Genomic DNA, 17,049 nt, shown 5'->3' on the forward strand with positions numbered 1-17,049 from the left:
GGCGGCCGGCTCAGGTGACGATGACGCCGATCTTCGGGGCGGGTTCGTTCTGGTAGCCGGCGGGGCCGAAGTTCTTCTCGACCGCGGCGTCCCAGGAGCCGTCGGCGACCATCTTCTCCAGGGCCGCGTTGATCTTGTCCTTGAGTTCGCTGCCCTTCTGGACGCCGATGCCGTAGTTCTCGTTGCTCATCTCGAAGCCGCCGAGCTTGAACTTGCCCTTGAACTGGTCCTGGGCGGCGTACCCGGCGAGGATCGAGTCATCGGTGGTGACGGCGTCGATGACGCCGTTCTCCAAGCCGGTCAGGCACTCGGAGTAGCCTCCGTACTCCTGGAGCTGGGCGTCGGGCGCGAGCCGGGTCTTGACGTTCTGCGCGGAGGTCGACCCGGTGACCGAGCAGAGCTTCTTGTCGTTCAGGTCGGACGGCTGCTTGATCGAGTCGTCGTCGGCGCGGATCAGGACGTCCTGGTGGGCGAGCAGGTAGGGACCGGCGAAGTCGACCTTCTTGGCCCGCTCGTCGTTGATCGAGTACGAGGCGGCGATGAAGTCCACGTCACCCCGTTGGAGCAGGGTCTCCCGGTCGGCGCTCTTGGCTTCCTTCCAGACGATGTCGGAGGGGTCGTGGCCGAGCTCCTTGGCGACGTAGGTCGCCACGTCGACGTCGAAGCCGGTGTAGGTGCCGTCGGGGGTCTTCAGGCCGAGGCCGGGCTGGTCGAACTTGATGCCGACGGTGATCGTGTCGCCGTCGGCGTGGTCGCGCGGTACGGCTCCTGCCGCTCCGTTCGCGAACCCTGCCGAGGTGAGGGAGAAGACGACGGCCGCGGCTGCGGCGACGGCGGCCCTGCTGGTCCTGGGACGGTTCATGAGGATCACCCCTGGGGGCTGCTGATCGGGCGACCGACCGGGCGGTGGCCGCGGCTCAGTGGTGGAGGATCTTGGAGAGGAAGTCCTTGGCTCGTTCGCTGCGCGGGTTGCTGAAGAACTCGTCCGGTGTCGTCTCCTCGACGATGCGGCCGTCGGCCATGAAGACGACCCGGTGGGCGGCGGAGCGCGCGAAGCCCATCTCGTGGGTCACGACCACCATGGTCATGCCGTCCCGGGCCAGTTGTCGCATGACCTCCAGGACCTCGTTGATCATCTCCGGGTCGAGGGCCGAGGTCGGCTCGTCGAAGAGCATCACCTTCGGGTCCATCGCGAGGGCGCGGGCGATCGCCACGCGCTGCTGCTGGCCGCCGGAGAGCTGGGCGGGGTACTTGTCGGCCTGGGAGGCGACCCCGACCCGGTCGAGCAGGGTGCGGGCCCGCCGTTCGGCCGTCTTCCGGTCCTTCTTGCGGACCTTGATCTGCCCGAGGGTCACGTTGCCGAGCACGGTCTTGTGCGCGAAGAGGTTGAACGACTGGAAGACCATGCCCACATCGGCGCGGAGGGCCGCCAGTGCCCGTCCTTCGGCGGGCAGGGGTCGACCGTCGACGAGGATCTCGCCCGCATCGATGGTCTCCAGTCGGTTGATCGCCCGGCACAGGGTCGACTTGCCCGAGCCGGAGGGACCGATGACGACGACGACCTCGCCCCGGTGAACGGTGAGGTCGATGGCCTGGAGGACGTGCAGGGCGCCGAAGTGCTTGTCGACCCCGCGCAGCACGACGAGCGCGTCGCCACCGTCCGGGACGGGCATGGCACCCTCCTGGGTCACGCTCCTGCTTGCCGCCCCTCCTCAGGTTCATGCTCCGCCCTCCACCCGGACCGCGCACCCGGACGGGCGGCGCGGAAGGCGAACGGAGGTGCACTCCGTGCACCGGAGCACGGGCTTCCGGGCGCCGGCCGGACCGGAAGCCTGCGCACGGGCGCCGGCGGGCCCACACTGGGGGTGGGAGCCGAGTGTGCGAGGAGGGTCCGCCATGAGCAGTGCCGCACCCAAGGTCAGCACGTTGCCGCCGGAGCACCGGGAGCGGCTGATGGCCTTCGCCGAGGACGTGTACTTCGAATCCGGCCATCGCCTCTTCGAGGAGCAACAGCACGCCGACCGCTTCTGGATCGTGAAGACGGGTGCGGTGACCCTCGATGCGAAGGTGCCGGGCCGCGGGTCGCCCGTGATCGAAACCCTGCGCCACGGCGAGCTGGTCGGGCTCTCCTGGTTGTTTCCGCCGTACCTGTGCCAGTCCGGGGCGGAGGCGATGACGCCGGTGCGGGCGCACCAGTTCGACGCCCCTGCCGTGCGGTCGATGTGCCGCTCGGACGTGGAGTTCGGCGCCGCGGTCGTCTACTGGGTGGGGTCGATCCTCGCCCACCGCCTCCAGGTGACCCGGGTCCGGCTGCTGGACCTGTACGCCCCGCACGGGAGCGGCATCATGGCGTGACCCCGCCCCTGCCGCACGCGGCGGAGGCGGGGTGCCCAGCGGTGCGTCAGTTGACGAAGACGGCGGGGCTGCCGGCCTGGCTGGTGTCCTGGACGGGCCCGTACGCCGCGGAGAAGTAACCGCTGCCCGGACAGGTGCCGGGACCGCTGTACTTGGTGAACAGCTGGTTGCTGAAGGTGAGCGAGCTGTCGGTGTTCGAGGGCGTTGCGGTGAGGCTGCCGGCCCGGTAGACGCAGGTGGTCGAGCCGAGGATGGTGTTGATCTTCAGGGTGGTCTGGATCGGTCCCGCGGCGCCCGCGGTGACGGTGAGCGAGCCTCCGGAGGCGACGGCGGCGGCGAACGGAAGGTTGTTCACCGTGATGCTCTGGACGCCCGTCGCCCCGAGGATGTTGGTGGTGCAGTTGCTCAGGGTGTGCGCCGTGACCGTCTCGGTGGCGGTTCCGGGCGCGGCCGGGTTGCCGGTGACGGTCGCGGTGAAGGCGGAGGTGCTGCAGGTGATGCCGGTGCTGCCACCGGCAGAGGTGGCGATCTTGGCCTTGGTCCCGGAGGAGAGCGAGGCGGAGAGGACGTCGCCGACGGCAACGGCGGTGCCGCCGGCGCCGCCGGTGGTCAACACCTCACCCGAGGAGGCCGCGGCACCAGCCTGGACGCCGGCCGCCAGCGTGGCGGAGACGGCGAGGCCGAGGGAGACGAGGAGAGCGCGCTTGCGCATGGGGATGCTTCCTTCCGTACGGAGGTGGGGGTGCGTTGCGGGTGCGCGTGGGTACCGGGGGAAGTACCTGGGGATGCGCGGGGGAACGGGTGGACCCGAGATCGGGTCGCGGCGCGCAGGGGTGTGCGGCGACTGCGCGCGGACGGTGCCGTGCGGGATCGGGCGGCTCGATGCGAAACGGGCTGCTCCGTGCCGTGCGGGCTCGGCACTGCGGGGTGAGCCGCCCGGTCAAAGTGAGCGCGGTGCTGGGTGAACACGCGGGTGCGGGCCGCCGCCGGTACGGTCCGGCGCCACGGATGTCCGGCAGCGGTGGTCGCGTGAGGTGTGAGGGCGTGATACTCGGTGCGGTGCGTGCATCGAGAGGAAAACCCATGGGGGTTGTAATCCCGTCGAGCACGTGCCGTCAACGACTCCGGGAGGATGTGGCCGATGACGAGTGCTCGCGGAGCCGAGGAGCGGCTCGTCCTGCCGGGTGCCCGCTCGGGCCGCGAACCGGAGCGCTCGCTGCGCCCCGGGCCACGGCGGCTGACGCCCGAGCAGGTGGCGTCGCGGCAGCGGGAGCGCCTGCTCGACGGAGTGGCCCGGACCGTCGCGGAGAACGGATACGCGGGAGCCCGCATCAGCGACATCTGCCGGGCCGCCGGAGTGACCCGCCCCGTCTTCTACGAGCTGTTCTCCGGGAAGGAGGACGCCGTCATCGCCGCCTACCGGGGCGGCACCCAACAGGTCGTGAGGGCGATGCAGCAGGCGTACGACGAGGCCGGCGGCGCCACGGACTGGCCGGCCTCGGTGCGGGCCGGCCTACGGGTCCTCCTGGACCTGCTGACCCAGACGCCCGCCTTCGCGACGATGGTGGTCGAGATCGAGTCGCTGGGGCCTGCGGGGCGCCGGGCCCGTGCCGAACTTCTGGCCAGTTTTCGACGGTTCTTCGCCGATGCCCCGCCGGGGCCGCCCCGGGTGGCGCGGGGCGAGCTGGTGGACACCGTGGTGGGTGCGGTGCACGCGGCGGTGCACCGTGCCGTCGACGAGGGCAGGTTCGCCGACCTCCCCCTGCTGCTCGACACCCTGGTGCACGTCGTGGTGGCTCCGTTCGCCCCCGAGTGATCGCTCGCAGGCGCCCGATCATCGATCACCGAGGCCCCGGAAAGGGTTTCCGCACCGAGTGGTTGACCGCGGGTAACACCAGGCCTTACGGTCCGATCGGTTCCCTGCGGCACGTCTGCCTCCGCACCAGGCGAGGAAGACCCAGGCAGGTTGGGGAGCCGTCCGCGCCAGGACGTCGCCGCGCAGGTCTGTTTCCTCACTCGTGTCAGGAGCACCGCATGGCCCTGTCCCAAGGCACCCCCGAAACCCCCCGGTCCCCGTTACGGAGCGACGGCCCCGAGCGTCGTGGTGGCGTTCGCTACCGACGCGCGGCCCTGATGGGCCTGCCCGCCCTGGCAGCCGCGGCCACTCTGGTCGTCCTCACCGCGCAAGGAGCCCTCGCCGCCCAGTTCGCCATCTCCGGCATGCCGTTCACCGTCACCGCCGACTCCATGGAGGGCACCGGCTTCGGACAGTTCGGCGCCCTCGACAACATGGCCGAGGGCAGCCCGAACGCCGGTGACACCGGCGGCCAGGTGCTGGTCATCGTCACCGCGATCCGCCAGGCCGAACTCACCAACCTCTGCCAGAGCGTGGCGCTCGGCGGCACGTACCTGCACATCACGGCCGGCAACCAGGGCACGCCCGTCAGGGCCTCCGGACTCACCACCGATTCCACCGAGATCTCCGGCAAGGTGGCCGACTTCGACAACATCGAGATCGGCGGCGACTCCAGCACCTTCGAGAAGCCTCCGGTCAAGGGCCCGCTCGGCTCCTTCGGTCAGCAGGCCGACACGGTCAGCATCACGGACCTGCGACAGACCAACTACGCGACGACCGCGGTCCGCTTCACCCTGCCCGACCTCCACATGAACTTCAGCTCGAAGGGCTGCTGAGCATGGTGCGCGGCCGTCCCCGGCAGCCCTGGCGGACCTTCCGCCGCTGGCGGCACCGCCGCCCCTTCGGCGCCGGCGTGGCACTCACCCTGGGCGGGGCCGAGATCCTGCTGACCCAGCGGGCGAGCATCACGGTGATCCTCACGGCGGGCGCCGACAGCCTGGTCGGTTACGTGCTGCCCGCGCTCATGGTGATCTGCGGCCTGCTCCTCGTCCTCAATCCGCGCCAGCGGCTCTTCTACTCGGTCGTCGGAGTGCTGGCGTCCCTGGGCAGCTGGGTCACCTCCAACCTGGGCGGGTTCTTCCTGGGGATGGTGCTGGGCCTGATCGGCAGCTCCCTCGCCTTCGGCTGGGTGCCGGACCGGCCCCGCCGCGAGCGACGGCTGCTGAGGCGGCGGAGAGCCGGGAGCACGGTGGACCCGGCGGGTCCGGCGACGGCCTGAAACGCGACCCCTGTCCTCCGGCCCCGGGGCCGGGGCCGGAGGACAGGGGCTCCGGTGGCGACTCCGCCCCGGCTCCCCGCACGCACGACGCTCCCGATCGGCGGAGAACGGGGGTGAGGAGTTGGGTGCAGGAAATGCCGGTGAAGCTTCTGACCGATGAGCGGGCCGAGGCGTACGGGACGTTCGCCGAGGCACCCACGCGGACGAGATCCAGAAGCGTTTCGCGTACCGCGACTTCACCGACAGGAAGGGGGGCGGGAGTTCCGCGGCTTCTTGTACGGGCGGGCGCGGATGCACGCCGAGGGGTCGGTGGCGCTGTTCGACCGCGCGGTGACGTGGCCGCGGAAGAAGCGGGTGCTGCTGCCGGCCGTCCCGGTGCTGGCCCGGCCGGTGTCGGAGGCCCGTGTCAAGAGCCACGGGCGGCAGGAATGGTGCAGACCGTCGTGCGGAAACCGTGCCCGAGCAGCTCGCCACTACCGGCGTCAACGCACGGCCGCCGATGACGGTGCCGCCCCGTCCTCACCGCCACCCGTCCCTCCATGGTCTGCATCCTGACCGACGGTGACTTGAGCCAGCAGGGGGTCCGGACCGACCGGGTCACGTCGGCGGCAGGGAGGCCGACCGGTACGGTGGAGGTGCGGCGTCGAACGACCCGTACGCACCAGCACCATCCCCGTACGCACACTCCGGCGACGAGCGGTGAGGCCCGCATGAGTGATCCGACGACGGCACGCGAGGCGATCGCCCTCATCACCGACGACTTCAGTGAACTCCCCTTCGCAGAGGGCCCGCTGGCCGATGACGGGCCGATCGGCTGGCCCGGTTACTCCGCCGCGCACGCCCGCGCGGCCGAACGCACCGGCGAAAGCGAGTCGGTGGTCTGCGGCACCGGAGTGGTCGGCGGGGTGACGGCGGTCCTGATCTCCTTCGAGTTCCGCTTCCTCGGAGGCTCCCTCGGGGAACGGACGGGCGCACGCGCCGCCGCGGCCCACGCCGTGGCCCGGGCGCGCCGGCTGCCCGTGGTCGTCCTGCCCGCGACCGGCGGCAGTCGGATGCACGAGGGCATGCGGGCCCTCGTGCAACTCCAGCTCCTGGCCCGCGAATCGGAGCTCACCCGAGCCGCGGGACTGGCACAGGTCGCGGTGCTGCGGGACCCGACGACGGGCGGCGGCTGGGCCACCCTGGGCGCCGGGTCCGACGTCGTCCTCGCCCTGCCCGGTGCCCAGGTCGGCTTCGCCGGCTCCCGGGTGCGCCCACCGGATGCGGACCCCTCCGCGTACACGGCCGAGGCCCAGCTGGCCCACGGCCACCTGGACGCGGTCGTCCCGGCAGCACGGCTGCGCGCAACGCTCGGGCGCTGGCTCGCACTGCTCGTCCGCCCCTCCGACGTCCCGGTCCCCCCGCCGTACGCGCTCGGTGCACCGGGGGCGGCACCCGCCGGGAGCGGACGGGAGGCCGTGGCACGGGCCCGGCATCCGGAGCGTCCCCGGGCCGCCGCCTACCTGGACGCCCACTTCACGCTCCGCGAGGAGCTCTCCGGCGACCGTTGCGGTGGCGTCGACCCGGGCGTGCGGTGCGGCTTCGGGAAGCTCCCGGACGGTCGCACCGTCGCCTACGCGGCCCAGTGCGGCACGGCCACCCGACCGGCCGGCTTCCGCACGGCCGCCCGGCTCGTGCGCCTCGCCGACCGCCTCGGCATTCCGGTGCTCACCCTCGTCGACACCCCCGGGGCCGCGAACGACCCGGCGGCGGAGCGGGCGGGCGCGGGCTCGGCGATCGCCGAGCTGTTCGCCGCCGTCGCCTCCGCGCGCACCCCGCTGACCTCCCTGCTCATCGGTGAAGGCGGTTCGGGTGGCGCGCTGGCGCTCGCGGCCCCGGGAAACACCTGGGTCACGCCCGACGCCTACTTCTCCGTGATCGCACCCGAGCTCGCCACCGCCATCCTCAAGCGTGCTCCCGAAGAGTCCTCCGACACCGCCGACCGGCTCCGCCTGCGCCCGCAGGACCTGGTGGACCTGGGGGTCGTCCGGGGCATCGTGGCGCACCGACCGGACTGACGGCGGGAACCGGCGGTACGGGCGTGCGTCCCTGCCCGGGCACGAGGGAGCGTGCCGCGTCCGAGCCCGAGGCCGTCGGACCGGCGGTACGGGGCCTACCCCGGGCGGTCCGCTTCCCTCCCCCGCGGACGGGCGACCTCCAGCCACACCACCTTGCCCACGGCCCCCGGCCCCTTGTCCCTGCTGCCCCAGGCACCGGCCAATCTGTTCAGGACCATCAACCCGTGTCCGCCGGGCAGCGCGGCCGACCGGGGGACCTTGGCGCGCGGGTGCTCCGGGCTCGCGTCGGAGACCTCCACCCGGAGCGAGCCCTCCCCGTGCCGCAGGACGAACTCCTCGGGACCACCGGCGTGCAGACAGGCATTGGTGACGACCTCGGACACCAGGAGCAGGACGTCCTCGACCCGCTCCCTCGCCTCCTCGCCCTCCGGGGGGATCCAGCCCCAATCGGCCAGGGCCTCCGAGGTGAAGTCGCGACAGCGCGAGACCGCACCCCGCGTCCCGTGCAACACCAGCCTGCGGACCTGGTTCCGGGGACTGCCGTCGATGTCCGCGGCCACTCGCCCACCTCCTCGTGCCGATCCCTCGCTCCGTCCCTCCGCCCCTCCCCCAGTTTCCGGCAATCAGTGCACCTTGGCTTCGGCAGCCCCTGCTGTGGCGGGGAGTCGTCGTCCGGGGCCACGGCACCTGCGCGGGCAAGGGGCCGCACCGACACCTGCGGCCGAAGGGTCCGGCCGGCCCGGGAGGGTCCCCGGTTCCCGGAGGGGCCGGGACCGGGTCGACCGACGGCAGCCGGATAATGGCAGTCGACCACGCGGAGACACCAGGAGACGAAGCATCGATGGGGCTGAACGAGGGCCAGCGGGTGAAGCTGGCGGTGGACCTCAGGCTGACCGGGCAGGTCGTCCCGGACGGGGAGACCGCCCAGGAGACGGGGGCCGGTTTCCTGGCCCTGGCAGCGGGCGTCGAAGGGACCGTCGAGCGGGTCGACGCGGACAGGCCGCAGGGCCACGAGGTCCGCGAGTACGAGCGGCTCAGTTCCCTCCTCGACGCCTTCGGCCACCAGATGCCCCCGGCCAGCAGGAAGCAGGTGGCGGATCAGGTGGCGGCCCTGCGGCCCGCATGGGTGGACCATCAGGAACGGAAACTCCGCCTGACGGTCCGCGTGCGCTTCGACAACGGCTTCGTCCTCGACGACGCCCCCGGAGACCTCTTCGTTTCCCCCTGACCGGTGCCACCCGCACCCCGCGGATCCGATTCCGCCGGGATGCGCCCCGGTGCCGAGGACCGGCAGGCCGTCGACTGCCTCCGGGCCCCATGCGGGGTCCGGTCCGTCGGAATGGGGGGTCCTCCTCCTGAGCACGCCCCGCGGTGTGGTGCGGCGTGCCCCTCGCCTCCCCGGCACCAGGCGCACGGGCCTCAGAGGGCCGGTTCGTGAGCGGGGGGCCGCGGCGGGTGCCACCAGCTCGCGAGGCCCCAGAGCGCGAGGCCGGAGACGAGCAGACAGACGAGCGCCGCCGCCCACGGGCGGAGCCCTCGCGTCGCAGCCGCCCAAATCAAGGGAGGGACGAGGAGCCCTCCCAGGAGGACGAGCGGGAGTTCGACGAGGATCACTCCCCAGTCCCGGGCCTGGCCCTCGAAGCCGCCTTCGAGGGTGTAAGCGGCCCTGGACAGTGCGAAGACCCCGGTGACCGCTGCGCCGACGGCGGTGAACAGGCAGCCGACCGCGCTCTCCGTCCGGTCCTGCGCCCCCTGTGACGGTTTTCCGCTCATGCCCGGGAGGGACGCCGGACGGCACTCCCCGGTTCCGCACGTCCGTGCGATTCCCCCGGTCAACGTGACCGCCGACGTCGGGCACCCCTACGGGACCTCCCCTGCGGGCGTCCCCGCCCCGATCCCGCTCGCCGCCCCGGCGGTCAGGGGCGAGGACGGTGAAGGGGCGAGGACGGTGAAAGGGCCGCTCCGGGACGCCGCTGCGCCGGGAGGATCCCGTGGCGCGCCACCGCACCACCACCGACGTGCCGACCGTGGGAGCGGGCCCGATCGGCCTGCCGGTCGGGCCCCGCTGACCGCGGACGGGGGGCGGAGCGACAACGGCCGGTGCGGCTACGGCACCCAGTGGTTGCCTGAGACCGTGATCATGGCCTGGAGCTGGATGCTCGCCGAGAAGTAGCCGCTCGGGTCGACCGGGGTGTCCAGCATCTTCTTCCAGAGGGCGTCCAGCCACGCCTGACCGTCGGGGTCGGTCATCGCCGCCACGGCGAACGGGGCGAAGAAGGCGGCGTGGCTTCCACTGGAGATCGGGGTGCCGTCGAGCTCGTAGCCGGTGGCGATCCGGTCGGGGTCCCCGCCGGTCTCGGAGACGATCCAGCGGTTCAGCTTCCGCGCGGCGGCAAGCGACCGGGGGTCTCCGCTGGTCACCGCGTCGGCGCCGATGCGCCACGGCGTGCGGCAGGCGTTCCACCAGAAGGAGCCGTCGCGGGCGTGCTCCAGCACTCGGCCGGGGGCCGGTTTCGGTTCCGTGGCGGTGTCGACGACGAAGTCGGGGAGGAGTCCGGTGCCCGCGGCGTAGGTGGACTGGAGCCGGGAGAGCTGCGTCTGGTGCGCGTGGCGCACGGAGTCCCAGGTGGTGTCGCCCGTGGCCGTTCGGAAGGCGCGGAAGTGGTCGATCATCCAGTCCGAGGTCCGGGAGAGGGAAGAGTACGGGCCGTCCCGACCGACCCAGTCGCCCAGTGTCAGCAGCAGGGTCCTCGGGTCGAGTTCGTCCTTCTTGACGGCGGCGATGTGCTTGAGCGCCAGGCCCTTGTAGTCGTGGGTACCGTCGCTGCCCCACTGGGCATCGGCGAGGAGCAGGCCGTAGGCGACGTCCAGGTCCCCGTCGGTGGCGCTGTCCCCGCCGTTGACGCTCGTGCACTCGTCGTCCTGCTCCGCGGCGAGGAGGTCGGGGTTGATCGAGGAGGGGTGGGCGGCCACCCATCGGACGAGACCGTCGAAGACCTTCCTGGCATCGGGGTCGGCGCCCGCCATGGTGGCGGTGATGACCATGCCGTAGCCCTGTGCCTCGGCCACGTACGGATGGTCGGCGTCGGGGGAGATGACCTGGTACCAGCCGTTGCCGCAGTTCTGTCGGACGAAGGCGGCCTTCCAGTCCTCGTAGCGCTCGATGACCTTCCGGTCGAGCGCGGCCCGGCTGCCGGAAGGCGTCAGCACGCCGGCGGCATAGGGCTTGAGGCGGCTACCGAAGGGAACGGCCGGGCCCCTCGCACCGTTGCCGGCGTGTGCCGCCGTCATCGCCGTCAGGGGCAGGGCCAGCAAGCCCATCAGCCCGAGGAGCGTTCCGCTCCGTCGACGCATGGCCTTTCCCTCCGCTCCGCGGTTCGGTCATGAGGAGGTGCTGCTCGCTCCGGTCCGGAGGCTATGGGGTCGGTGCCCGGGGCGGGGCGCGGCGCGCCGAAGAAGAGGCGACCGCGGGATCGGAGCCGCGTCCATCAGGGGTGCGGAGGAGATGCGCGTGAAACGGGCCACCTGATCGCGCCGCGTCACTTCCGGCTCCGGGGTGTTGCATCCGTAGCGCCATGACGATCCGTGACGATCGTCGGCCCTGGACGGGCAGCGTGCTGCCGATCATGTGATTGGCGGTGTGGTTGCGGCGTCGGCGGAGCGGACCGCGTATCCGCAGTTCAAACGGATCGTCTCCGAAGGCGAGTGGGCGCGGTCCTTCGCACCGGACGAGGCTGAGATCGCGTGGGCGGTGAAGGGGACCCGTGGCCGATCGGAATCGCCCCTCGTGCTGCTGGTGTTGCTGAAGTCCTGTGCACGGCTGGGCCGTTTCCCGGGCTTGGACGAGGTTCCGGCGGTGGTCGTCGGCTGTGTGCGTGCCGCGACTGATCTGCCGGAGGACGATGCTGCTATTGATGGTCAAGCCCCCTCGGCTGGATGGGGGGCCTTGCCCCCGGAGGGTGAACACCTGTTCGTGCGGCCTGCGGAGGTCTGGCGTGCCACGTACTCACGGGTGCGGGAATCGCTGGACATGCGGACCAGGGCGATGCGGGAGAGAGCGGCGTTGGCGTCGATCGGGTCGGACGTGCCGATGCGGCAGCGGCGTTCGGCCCGGTCGGGCCGGTTGACCTCGACGACCGTGTGCCCGTGTGGGCAGGCGGCGTGGGTGAAGCCGGCGCCGTAGGAGGCGGTGCCCTCTGTCCGGATCCGGATCCGGATCACGTAGCCGTGGGCATGGGCATGGGCGTGGGCGTTCAGGAAGGCCTGTGCCGCGCCGCCCGGACCATGGCCGACGACCTCCGCATCCAGATCCAAGAACTGCACGGCCGACTGTGGGGGGCACCGACGGAAGTCGCTGACGAGCGGTGATAGAGCTGCTACGGCTAGGGCCATCCCCCGTTGGTGGAGATCGTTTCCCACATTCCTGGCGTACTGCGTGGTGCTTACGGCGGAGCTTCGGGGCGGCCGGCTGGAACCCGTGTGGCGGTGGGGGCTACGGATCGGGGGCGGCATGCCCGCACACCTACACCCGGCCAGGCCCGAGACCTCAGCACCGGATGGCTTACCGCTGCCGCGTAAGGATGTACCGCTCACCCGAATCCGGCTCGCCGATCCAGATGAAGACCGTCGGGTGTTCCTCCGTACCACCGATGTCCCAGCCGAAGCGCAGGCTCTCGCAGTCCGCGATGCGGAGCTCGAACGGCCGATCGACACCGTCGTTCTCGGTCAGCTGCCATTTCCCGGTGCAGTGGGAGGCACCGGACTGCTCACCCGTGGCCTCGTACTCCTTGACGCCCCTCGCCGTCACCGTGCCGTCCGCCTCGAAGCGGAGGCTTCCGCCGTCGCCGTCCGTCCAGGTGCCGACCATGTCGGCTTCAGTGAGCCGGGGCGGTTCGTAGATCTTGAGGACCCCCGAGCCGTACGCCGCGGCCCCGACCGCAAGCGTCACCGCGAGCAGCCCCAGACCGCCCAGCGCCACGCCCCCGAGCACCCGCCATCGGGCCCCGGGCTTTCCGGGGTTCCCCGCCGCCCGGGCGCACAGGGTCGCGGGTGCCAGCCCGACGATGAGGCTGAGGGCAAGGACGGGATAAACAAGCAGGTCGCCGGGGCCGTCGAAGCCGGACAGGAGCATCCAGGAGCCGATGAGCAGCGCCAGGGCGGCGGCAATGACCGCGACAGTGGCCAGGGTGAGCTGCCAGCTGTCGCGCCGCCCCGTACGGCGGGCCACCACACGCCCGAGGAGGACCAGGGGAAGCACCGCCATCGCCGAACCGGCCAGCCCTGCGATCGTCGAAACGACTGCCAGCAGCACGAGCGCGAATACGGTGCCGAACAGCCATCCCAGGCCGCCTTCGCCTCCGTGGTACTCGAACTGCAAGCGGTACAGGACGGCGACCAGCGCGGCGAGCACGGTCTCAGCCCCGATTGCCACAGCCCCGACGGTGAACACCGCAGCGTTCCCGCCGTCCGGAGGCCGCACGGGCATGAACCCCTGCGGCGGCGCACCCGGATTCCCAGGAGCCCCCGGCGGTGTCAGCCCCCATTGCGGCGGCGCGGTCTGCGTCATGCGTCCCCCCTCTGTCCAGGCACATCATGCACCTGGGCACACCGACGTGATCAAGGGGGGCAAAGCGCTCGCTTCCCGCGATCGAGCAGCGACCCCGGGAGGAGGTCCGGACGAACCACGAAAGGTGCCCCGCCACCAGCGGCTTCCGTCACAGGGACGAGGCACCTTTCGTCGGTGCTTCGCGGGAGGCAGAAACCCGCCTCGAACACCTCGCGATCACCCGGAAGACCCTCACTGGCCCCGCCGACCGGCTCCCGGCCGTCCCACCGGCCCTGCCCGAGCACCCGGGCCTCTCCCCGCATCCTCAGTGTCCTCAACGATGCGACCGGCGGTCCCTTCCCTTCACGGCCCGGTTCTCGTGCAGCTGCCGCAGCCCGACAAATAACGCCGGGCAACCATCGCTCGACGGCTCGCCTCACGGCCGCCCCGGGAGGCACAACAGCCGCCCGGGGTCGGCCGTGAGGTCCGGTCACTTTCGCCAGAACAGGTGGTGCGTCACCCCGCTCGGGCTGGGAACGACCTCCAGGTGGAACCGGTCGAGCAGTTCATCAGGGGACTCCCAGAGTCGTACTCCGGACCCGAACTCCACCGGCGAGACCGCCACGTGCAGGGTGTCGACGAGGTCGGCGTCGAGGAACTGGCGGATGGTGGTGGCCCCGCCGCCGAGTCGGACGTCCTTGCCCTGCGCCGCTTCCCGTGCCTGTTCGAGGACCGTGGCAGGGTCACCGTCGACGAAGTGGAACGTGGTGTCGGAGAGCGTGAACGAAGGACGCTCGTAGTGGGTCATGACGAACACCGGAGTGCGGAACGGGGGCTCGTCACCCCACCAGCCGCGCCACTCGTGGTCGTGCCAGGGCCCGCGCTGGGGACCGAACTTGTTCCGGCCCATGATTTCGGCGCCGATGTTGTGGGCGTAGTCCCGCGTGAGGTAGTCGTCGAGCCCCCGGCTGCCCCCGGGGGCGGTGCGCATGGGCCAACTCGCAGTGGCGCCGGCCCAGGCGAACAGCCTCTCGGGCTCGACGTGACCGAATGGCCGCTCGACGGTCTGGTCCGCACCGGCACCGATTCCGTCACGCGAGACGTTGAAGTTCTGGACTCTCAGTAGCTGAGCCACGCGTTCCTCCTGTGAGAGCGATAACGATGGTGAGACGTGGATCGTCACCGTGCGGTCGGAGCCGATCGACGGATCTTGACCCGTACCGGCAGAATCATCTGATCTGCTGAAACCGCCGCCGGCATGTCAAGAGCGGTCGGCCCGCGACGACCACCCCGTGACGGGGCCCGACCGGGCGCCACGACGGTGAGGAGTCGGACATGAAGTTCCTGCTGATCATGCACATCAACCCGGCCATCATGGAGGAACTGACCGAGGCCGAGCGCCAGGAGATCATGGAAGGCCACAGCGAGTTCATGAAGACGCTCCGCGAGTCCGGCGAGATGATCAGCACCGAGGCGCTGGCCGACCCGTCCCAGAGCTCGGTGGTCCGCGTCCGCGACGGTGTGCCGGTCGTCACCGATGGCCCCTACCTGGAGGCCAAGGAGTTCCTGGGCGGCTACTACCTGGTCGACGTCGCCGACAGGGACCGCGCGCTGGAGCTGGCCGCGATGATCCCGGACGCCCGGTTCAACGGCCTGGGCATCGAGATCCGCCAGGTGATCTTCTCCGGAGGCCCGACTGCGTGAGCGCCGACCGCGCCACCATCGAGGGCCTGCTGCGCGCGCTCGCGCCGCAGGTCCTCGGCGCGCTGGTGCGCCGATACGGGCAGTTCGAGCTGAGCGAGGACGCCGTGCAGGAGGCGCTGCTCGCCGCGGCGACGCGCTGGCCGACCGAGGGCGTCCCGGACAACCCGCGCGGCTGGCTGACCACGGTCGCCGGCCGCCGCCTGGTCGACCAGATCCGCAGCGAGCGGGCCCGGCGCCGACGCGAGGACGAGGTGGCCGCCCGGGAGCCGGATCCGACGTCGCCCGGCCCCGGCGAGGACGCCCCGGCCAACCGGGACGACACGCTCACCCTGCTCTTCCTGTGCTGCCACCCGGCGCTGAGCCCGGCCTCGCAGGTCGCACTGACGCTGCGCGCGGTCGGCGGGCTGACCACTGCGGAGATCGCACGCGCCTACTTCGTGCCGGAACCGACCATGGCGGCCCGGATCAGCCGGGCCAAGCAGCGGATCAGGGCCGTCGGCAGCGAGTTCACCATGCCGGTCGGGCAGGATCGGGCGGAACGACTGCGGGTCGTCCTGCACGTGCTGTACGTGATCTTCAACGAGGGCTACACCGCCAGCTCCGGAGACCGGCTGCGGCGCGACGACCTGGCCGCCGAGGCGATCCGGCTGACCCGCCTGCTGCACCGGCTGCTGCCGGATGACGGCGCGGTGGCCGGCCTGCTGGCCCTGATGCTGCTCACCGACGCCCGCCGGGCCGCCCGCACCGGCCCGCAGGGCGAGCTGATCCCGCTCGACGAGCAGGACCGCTCGCGCTGGGACCGCGGTCGCATCGCCGAGGGCGTCGCGCTGGTCACTGACGCGATGGCCCGCTCGACACTCGGCCCCTATCAGCTGCAGGCCGCCATCGCCGCGCTGCACGACGAGGCGCCCAGCACCGGCGAGACCGACTGGCGTCAGATCAACACGCTGTACAAGATCCTGGAGCGGCTCTCGCCGAACCCCATGGCCAGCCTGAACCGGGCGGTGGCGGTCGCCATGATCGACGGACCGCGGGCCGGCCTGGCCCTGCTGGACGAGCTGGCCGCGGACGACCGGATCACCGATCACCACCGGCTGCACGCGGTCCGTGCACACCTGCTGGAGACGGCCGGCGACCATCCGACAGCCCGGGAGTACTATCAGCGCGCCGCACGCGGCACCACCAGCCTGGCCGAGCGCCGCTACCTGGAAACCCGCGCCGCCCGACTGGCGACACGTCCCGCCTCCGGTTGACCCGTCCCGCGCCACCCCGGTCGGGATGGGACCATGCCCCCCAACCGGTGGACGGGCGAACAACCATCCCCCGTCGTCCGCCGCCGTCCTCCATCGGCCAGTCAGTCTGAAACCGGCAGGGACGACAGGGAGCAAGGGAAGAGCCTTCTTCCCGGTCATCACTCTGCGTATTCACCAGCCGGGGGACGTGTCCCGAGCAACGGGCCCAGGGGCTTGGCAGGAGGTACGTCACGGACGCGCCGCGACGAAGGTGTGGGTGATGCCGGTCTGCCATCCGGGCAGGGGCAGACGGCGCACGGCGGCGAATCCGGCGCGGTACAGCCTGTCGGTGAAGGCGTCCGCGGTGTCGAAGTCCAGGACGCTGCGGTGCAGGTGTGCGTAGAGGGCCGCGTCCCCGTGCAGGCGTGCCCAGGGCCGTACGAACCCCTTCATGACCGCTGCCCAGAGGAGCCGGTGCGTGGCCCGGCCGCTGAGGCTGTACTCGTGGACGGCCAGGCGTCCCCCGGGGCGGAGCAGTCGGTGGACGTCCCGCAACACGGCATCGGGATCTGCCACGTTGCGCAGGAGGTAGGCGGCGAAGACCGCATCGTACGGGCCCCTCGCCTCGACCTCGTCCATCCGCTCGACCGGCGCGTGCACGAAGGAGACCCGCTCCGGCCAGGTCTTGCCCCGGGCCCGTGCGAGCATCCCGGCCGAGGCGTCGACACCGGTGACGGTCGCCAGGGGGGCGGCCTGCAGCAGCGCCGCAGTGGAGGTGCCGGTGCCGCATCCCAGGTCCAACAGGGACAGTCCTGCTCCCCGTCCGGGGAGGCCCAGGCGCCGGGCCGACCGGACCAGGTGGGCGTAGTACCCCGGGCTGGTGGACGTCATGTGGTCGTACGTCCCCGACGCGTGGTCGAACGCGGCGGCGAGCTCGGCGTCACGCAACAGGTCCATGTGCAGCCCTTCGTCGGGAACCCCTCCCCAGCCTCCCGCACTACGCCGGTCGTGGCGAGGGGGAC

Annotated in this window: 18 protein-coding genes and 2 pseudogenes; 10 read left to right on the plus strand and 10 right to left on the minus strand. The window is 71.7% G+C overall.

Going from position 1 to position 17,049, the window contains the following annotated elements; translation table 11 throughout:
* Positions 1-10 precede the first annotated feature (10 nt).
* Both ACFW22_RS11520 and ACFW22_RS11525 read right to left on the minus strand, forming a co-directional pair.
* Positions 11-862, minus strand: coding sequence for a glutamate ABC transporter substrate-binding protein (locus tag ACFW22_RS11520; protein ID WP_386401749.1), 852 nt, complete (start codon positions 860-862; stop codon positions 11-13).
* Between the two features lie 55 nt (positions 863-917).
* Positions 918-1,673, minus strand: a complete 756-nt coding sequence (locus ACFW22_RS11525; protein ID WP_386401751.1) for an amino acid ABC transporter ATP-binding protein — start codon at positions 1,671-1,673, stop codon at positions 918-920.
* Between the two features lie 223 nt (positions 1,674-1,896).
* Between ACFW22_RS11525 and ACFW22_RS11530 the strand changes: the two genes are divergently transcribed.
* Complete coding sequence (locus ACFW22_RS11530; RefSeq protein ID WP_384877462.1) at positions 1,897-2,355, plus strand: cyclic nucleotide-binding domain-containing protein; 459 nt, start codon at positions 1,897-1,899, stop codon at positions 2,353-2,355.
* A 46-nt stretch (positions 2,356-2,401) separates the two neighbouring features.
* Here the strand turns inward: ACFW22_RS11530 and ACFW22_RS11535 are convergent, their stop codons facing one another.
* Positions 2,402-3,067 (minus strand): Tat pathway signal sequence domain protein, encoded by a 666-nt coding sequence (locus ACFW22_RS11535; RefSeq protein ID WP_386401753.1) that lies wholly within the window; start codon positions 3,065-3,067, stop codon positions 2,402-2,404.
* A gap of 429 nt (positions 3,068-3,496) precedes the next feature.
* Between ACFW22_RS11535 and ACFW22_RS11540 the strand changes: the two genes are divergently transcribed.
* From ACFW22_RS11540 to ACFW22_RS11560, 5 genes and pseudogenes are all read left to right on the plus strand, one after another.
* Positions 3,497-4,171 (plus strand): TetR/AcrR family transcriptional regulator, encoded by a 675-nt coding sequence (locus ACFW22_RS11540; RefSeq protein ID WP_386401755.1) that lies wholly within the window; start codon positions 3,497-3,499, stop codon positions 4,169-4,171.
* 218 nt (positions 4,172-4,389) lie between these two features.
* Positions 4,390-5,046 (plus strand): DUF6230 family protein, encoded by a 657-nt coding sequence (locus ACFW22_RS11545; RefSeq protein ID WP_386401757.1) that lies wholly within the window; start codon positions 4,390-4,392, stop codon positions 5,044-5,046.
* Positions 5,047-5,048: 2 nt separating this feature from the next.
* On the plus strand, positions 5,049-5,489 hold the full coding sequence (locus ACFW22_RS11550; RefSeq protein WP_386401759.1) for a DUF6114 domain-containing protein: 441 nt from the start codon (positions 5,049-5,051) through the stop codon (positions 5,487-5,489).
* A 405-nt stretch (positions 5,490-5,894) separates the two neighbouring features.
* Positions 5,895-6,044 (plus strand): annotated as a pseudogene (locus ACFW22_RS11555) (CGNR zinc finger domain-containing protein); the annotation flags it as partial.
* A gap of 155 nt (positions 6,045-6,199) precedes the next feature.
* Positions 6,200-7,546, plus strand: coding sequence for a carboxyl transferase domain-containing protein (locus tag ACFW22_RS11560; protein WP_386401761.1), 1,347 nt, complete (start codon positions 6,200-6,202; stop codon positions 7,544-7,546).
* A 95-nt stretch (positions 7,547-7,641) separates the two neighbouring features.
* On the opposite strand, the gene ACFW22_RS11565 is transcribed toward ACFW22_RS11560, so the two are convergent.
* Positions 7,642-8,106, minus strand: a complete 465-nt coding sequence (locus tag ACFW22_RS11565) for an ATP-binding protein (RefSeq protein WP_386401763.1) — start codon at positions 8,104-8,106, stop codon at positions 7,642-7,644.
* A gap of 281 nt (positions 8,107-8,387) precedes the next feature.
* Here ACFW22_RS11565 and ACFW22_RS11570 point away from each other — a divergent pair, with 281 nt between their 5' ends.
* Positions 8,388-8,774, plus strand: coding sequence for a hypothetical protein (locus ACFW22_RS11570; protein WP_386401765.1), 387 nt, complete (start codon positions 8,388-8,390; stop codon positions 8,772-8,774).
* A 191-nt stretch (positions 8,775-8,965) separates the two neighbouring features.
* Here ACFW22_RS11570 and ACFW22_RS11575 read toward each other — a convergent pair whose 3' ends face one another.
* Both ACFW22_RS11575 and ACFW22_RS11580 read right to left on the minus strand, forming a co-directional pair.
* Positions 8,966-9,319: a hypothetical protein gene (locus tag ACFW22_RS11575; protein ID WP_386401767.1), complete on the minus strand. Its 354-nt coding sequence runs from the start codon at positions 9,317-9,319 to the stop codon at positions 8,966-8,968.
* A gap of 333 nt (positions 9,320-9,652) precedes the next feature.
* Positions 9,653-10,900, minus strand: coding sequence for a glycosyl hydrolase family 8 (locus ACFW22_RS11580; protein WP_386401769.1), 1,248 nt, complete (start codon positions 10,898-10,900; stop codon positions 9,653-9,655).
* 286 nt (positions 10,901-11,186) lie between these two features.
* Here ACFW22_RS11580 and ACFW22_RS11585 point away from each other — a divergent pair.
* Positions 11,187-11,432, plus strand: a pseudogene (locus ACFW22_RS11585) (DUF4158 domain-containing protein); the annotation flags it as partial.
* A gap of 32 nt (positions 11,433-11,464) precedes the next feature.
* Here ACFW22_RS11585 and ACFW22_RS11590 read toward each other — a convergent pair.
* The 3 genes from ACFW22_RS11590 to ACFW22_RS11600 all read right to left on the minus strand — a co-directional run bounded on the left by ACFW22_RS11590 (position 11,465) and on the right by ACFW22_RS11600 (position 14,226).
* Positions 11,465-11,869: a hypothetical protein gene (locus ACFW22_RS11590; RefSeq protein WP_386401922.1), complete on the minus strand. Its 405-nt coding sequence runs from the start codon at positions 11,867-11,869 to the stop codon at positions 11,465-11,467.
* A gap of 238 nt (positions 11,870-12,107) precedes the next feature.
* Positions 12,108-12,977: a hypothetical protein gene (locus ACFW22_RS11595; RefSeq protein WP_386401771.1), complete on the minus strand. Its 870-nt coding sequence runs from the start codon at positions 12,975-12,977 to the stop codon at positions 12,108-12,110.
* A 604-nt stretch (positions 12,978-13,581) separates the two neighbouring features.
* A complete protein-coding gene (locus ACFW22_RS11600; RefSeq protein WP_386401773.1) occupies positions 13,582-14,226 on the minus strand; it encodes a dihydrofolate reductase family protein in 645 nt (214 codons plus the stop codon).
* Between the two features lie 200 nt (positions 14,227-14,426).
* Between ACFW22_RS11600 and ACFW22_RS11605 the strand changes: the two genes are divergently transcribed.
* Positions 14,427-14,795, plus strand: coding sequence for a YciI family protein (locus ACFW22_RS11605; RefSeq protein WP_386401775.1), 369 nt, complete (start codon positions 14,427-14,429; stop codon positions 14,793-14,795).
* Positions 14,792-16,048, plus strand: coding sequence for an RNA polymerase sigma factor (locus ACFW22_RS11610; protein ID WP_386401777.1), 1,257 nt, complete (start codon positions 14,792-14,794; stop codon positions 16,046-16,048). Before ACFW22_RS11605 ends, ACFW22_RS11610 begins: the two co-directional genes overlap by 4 nt.
* 228 nt (positions 16,049-16,276) lie before the next feature.
* On the opposite strand, the gene ACFW22_RS11615 is transcribed toward ACFW22_RS11610, so the two are convergent.
* The gene (locus ACFW22_RS11615; RefSeq protein WP_386401779.1) at positions 16,277-16,984 is read right to left on the minus strand and encodes a class I SAM-dependent methyltransferase; all 708 of its coding nucleotides are present in this window, start codon (positions 16,982-16,984) and stop codon (positions 16,277-16,279) included.
* Positions 16,985-17,049 lie beyond the last annotated feature (65 nt).

The organism is Streptomyces sp. NPDC058872, from assembly GCF_042743065.1.
Lineage (GTDB): Bacteria > Actinomycetota > Actinomycetes > Streptomycetales > Streptomycetaceae > Streptomyces.

What these genes read in the sequence shown, in the direction of transcription:
- ACFW22_RS11520 (WP_386401749.1), bottom strand. Translation starts at nt 862, where the DNA reads ATGAACCGTCCCAGGACCAGCAGGGCCGCCGTCGCCGCAGCCGCGGCC.
- ACFW22_RS11525 (WP_386401751.1), bottom strand. Translation starts at nt 1,673, where the DNA reads ATGCCCGTCCCGGACGGTGGCGACGCGCTCGTCGTGCTGCGCGGGGTC.
- ACFW22_RS11530 (WP_384877462.1), top strand. Translation starts at nt 1,897, where the DNA reads ATGAGCAGTGCCGCACCCAAGGTCAGCACGTTGCCGCCGGAGCACCGG.
- ACFW22_RS11535 (WP_386401753.1), bottom strand. Translation starts at nt 3,067, where the DNA reads ATGCGCAAGCGCGCTCTCCTCGTCTCCCTCGGCCTCGCCGTCTCCGCC.
- ACFW22_RS11540 (WP_386401755.1), top strand. Translation starts at nt 3,497, where the DNA reads ATGACGAGTGCTCGCGGAGCCGAGGAGCGGCTCGTCCTGCCGGGTGCC.
- ACFW22_RS11545 (WP_386401757.1), top strand. Translation starts at nt 4,390, where the DNA reads ATGGCCCTGTCCCAAGGCACCCCCGAAACCCCCCGGTCCCCGTTACGG.
- ACFW22_RS11550 (WP_386401759.1), top strand. Translation starts at nt 5,049, where the DNA reads ATGGTGCGCGGCCGTCCCCGGCAGCCCTGGCGGACCTTCCGCCGCTGG.
- ACFW22_RS11560 (WP_386401761.1), top strand. Translation starts at nt 6,200, where the DNA reads ATGAGTGATCCGACGACGGCACGCGAGGCGATCGCCCTCATCACCGAC.
- ACFW22_RS11570 (WP_386401765.1), top strand. Translation starts at nt 8,388, where the DNA reads ATGGGGCTGAACGAGGGCCAGCGGGTGAAGCTGGCGGTGGACCTCAGG.
- ACFW22_RS11575 (WP_386401767.1), bottom strand. Translation starts at nt 9,319, where the DNA reads ATGAGCGGAAAACCGTCACAGGGGGCGCAGGACCGGACGGAGAGCGCG.
- ACFW22_RS11580 (WP_386401769.1), bottom strand. Translation starts at nt 10,900, where the DNA reads ATGCGTCGACGGAGCGGAACGCTCCTCGGGCTGATGGGCTTGCTGGCC.
- ACFW22_RS11605 (WP_386401775.1), top strand. Translation starts at nt 14,427, where the DNA reads ATGAAGTTCCTGCTGATCATGCACATCAACCCGGCCATCATGGAGGAA.
- ACFW22_RS11615 (WP_386401779.1), bottom strand. Translation starts at nt 16,984, where the DNA reads ATGGACCTGTTGCGTGACGCCGAGCTCGCCGCCGCGTTCGACCACGCG.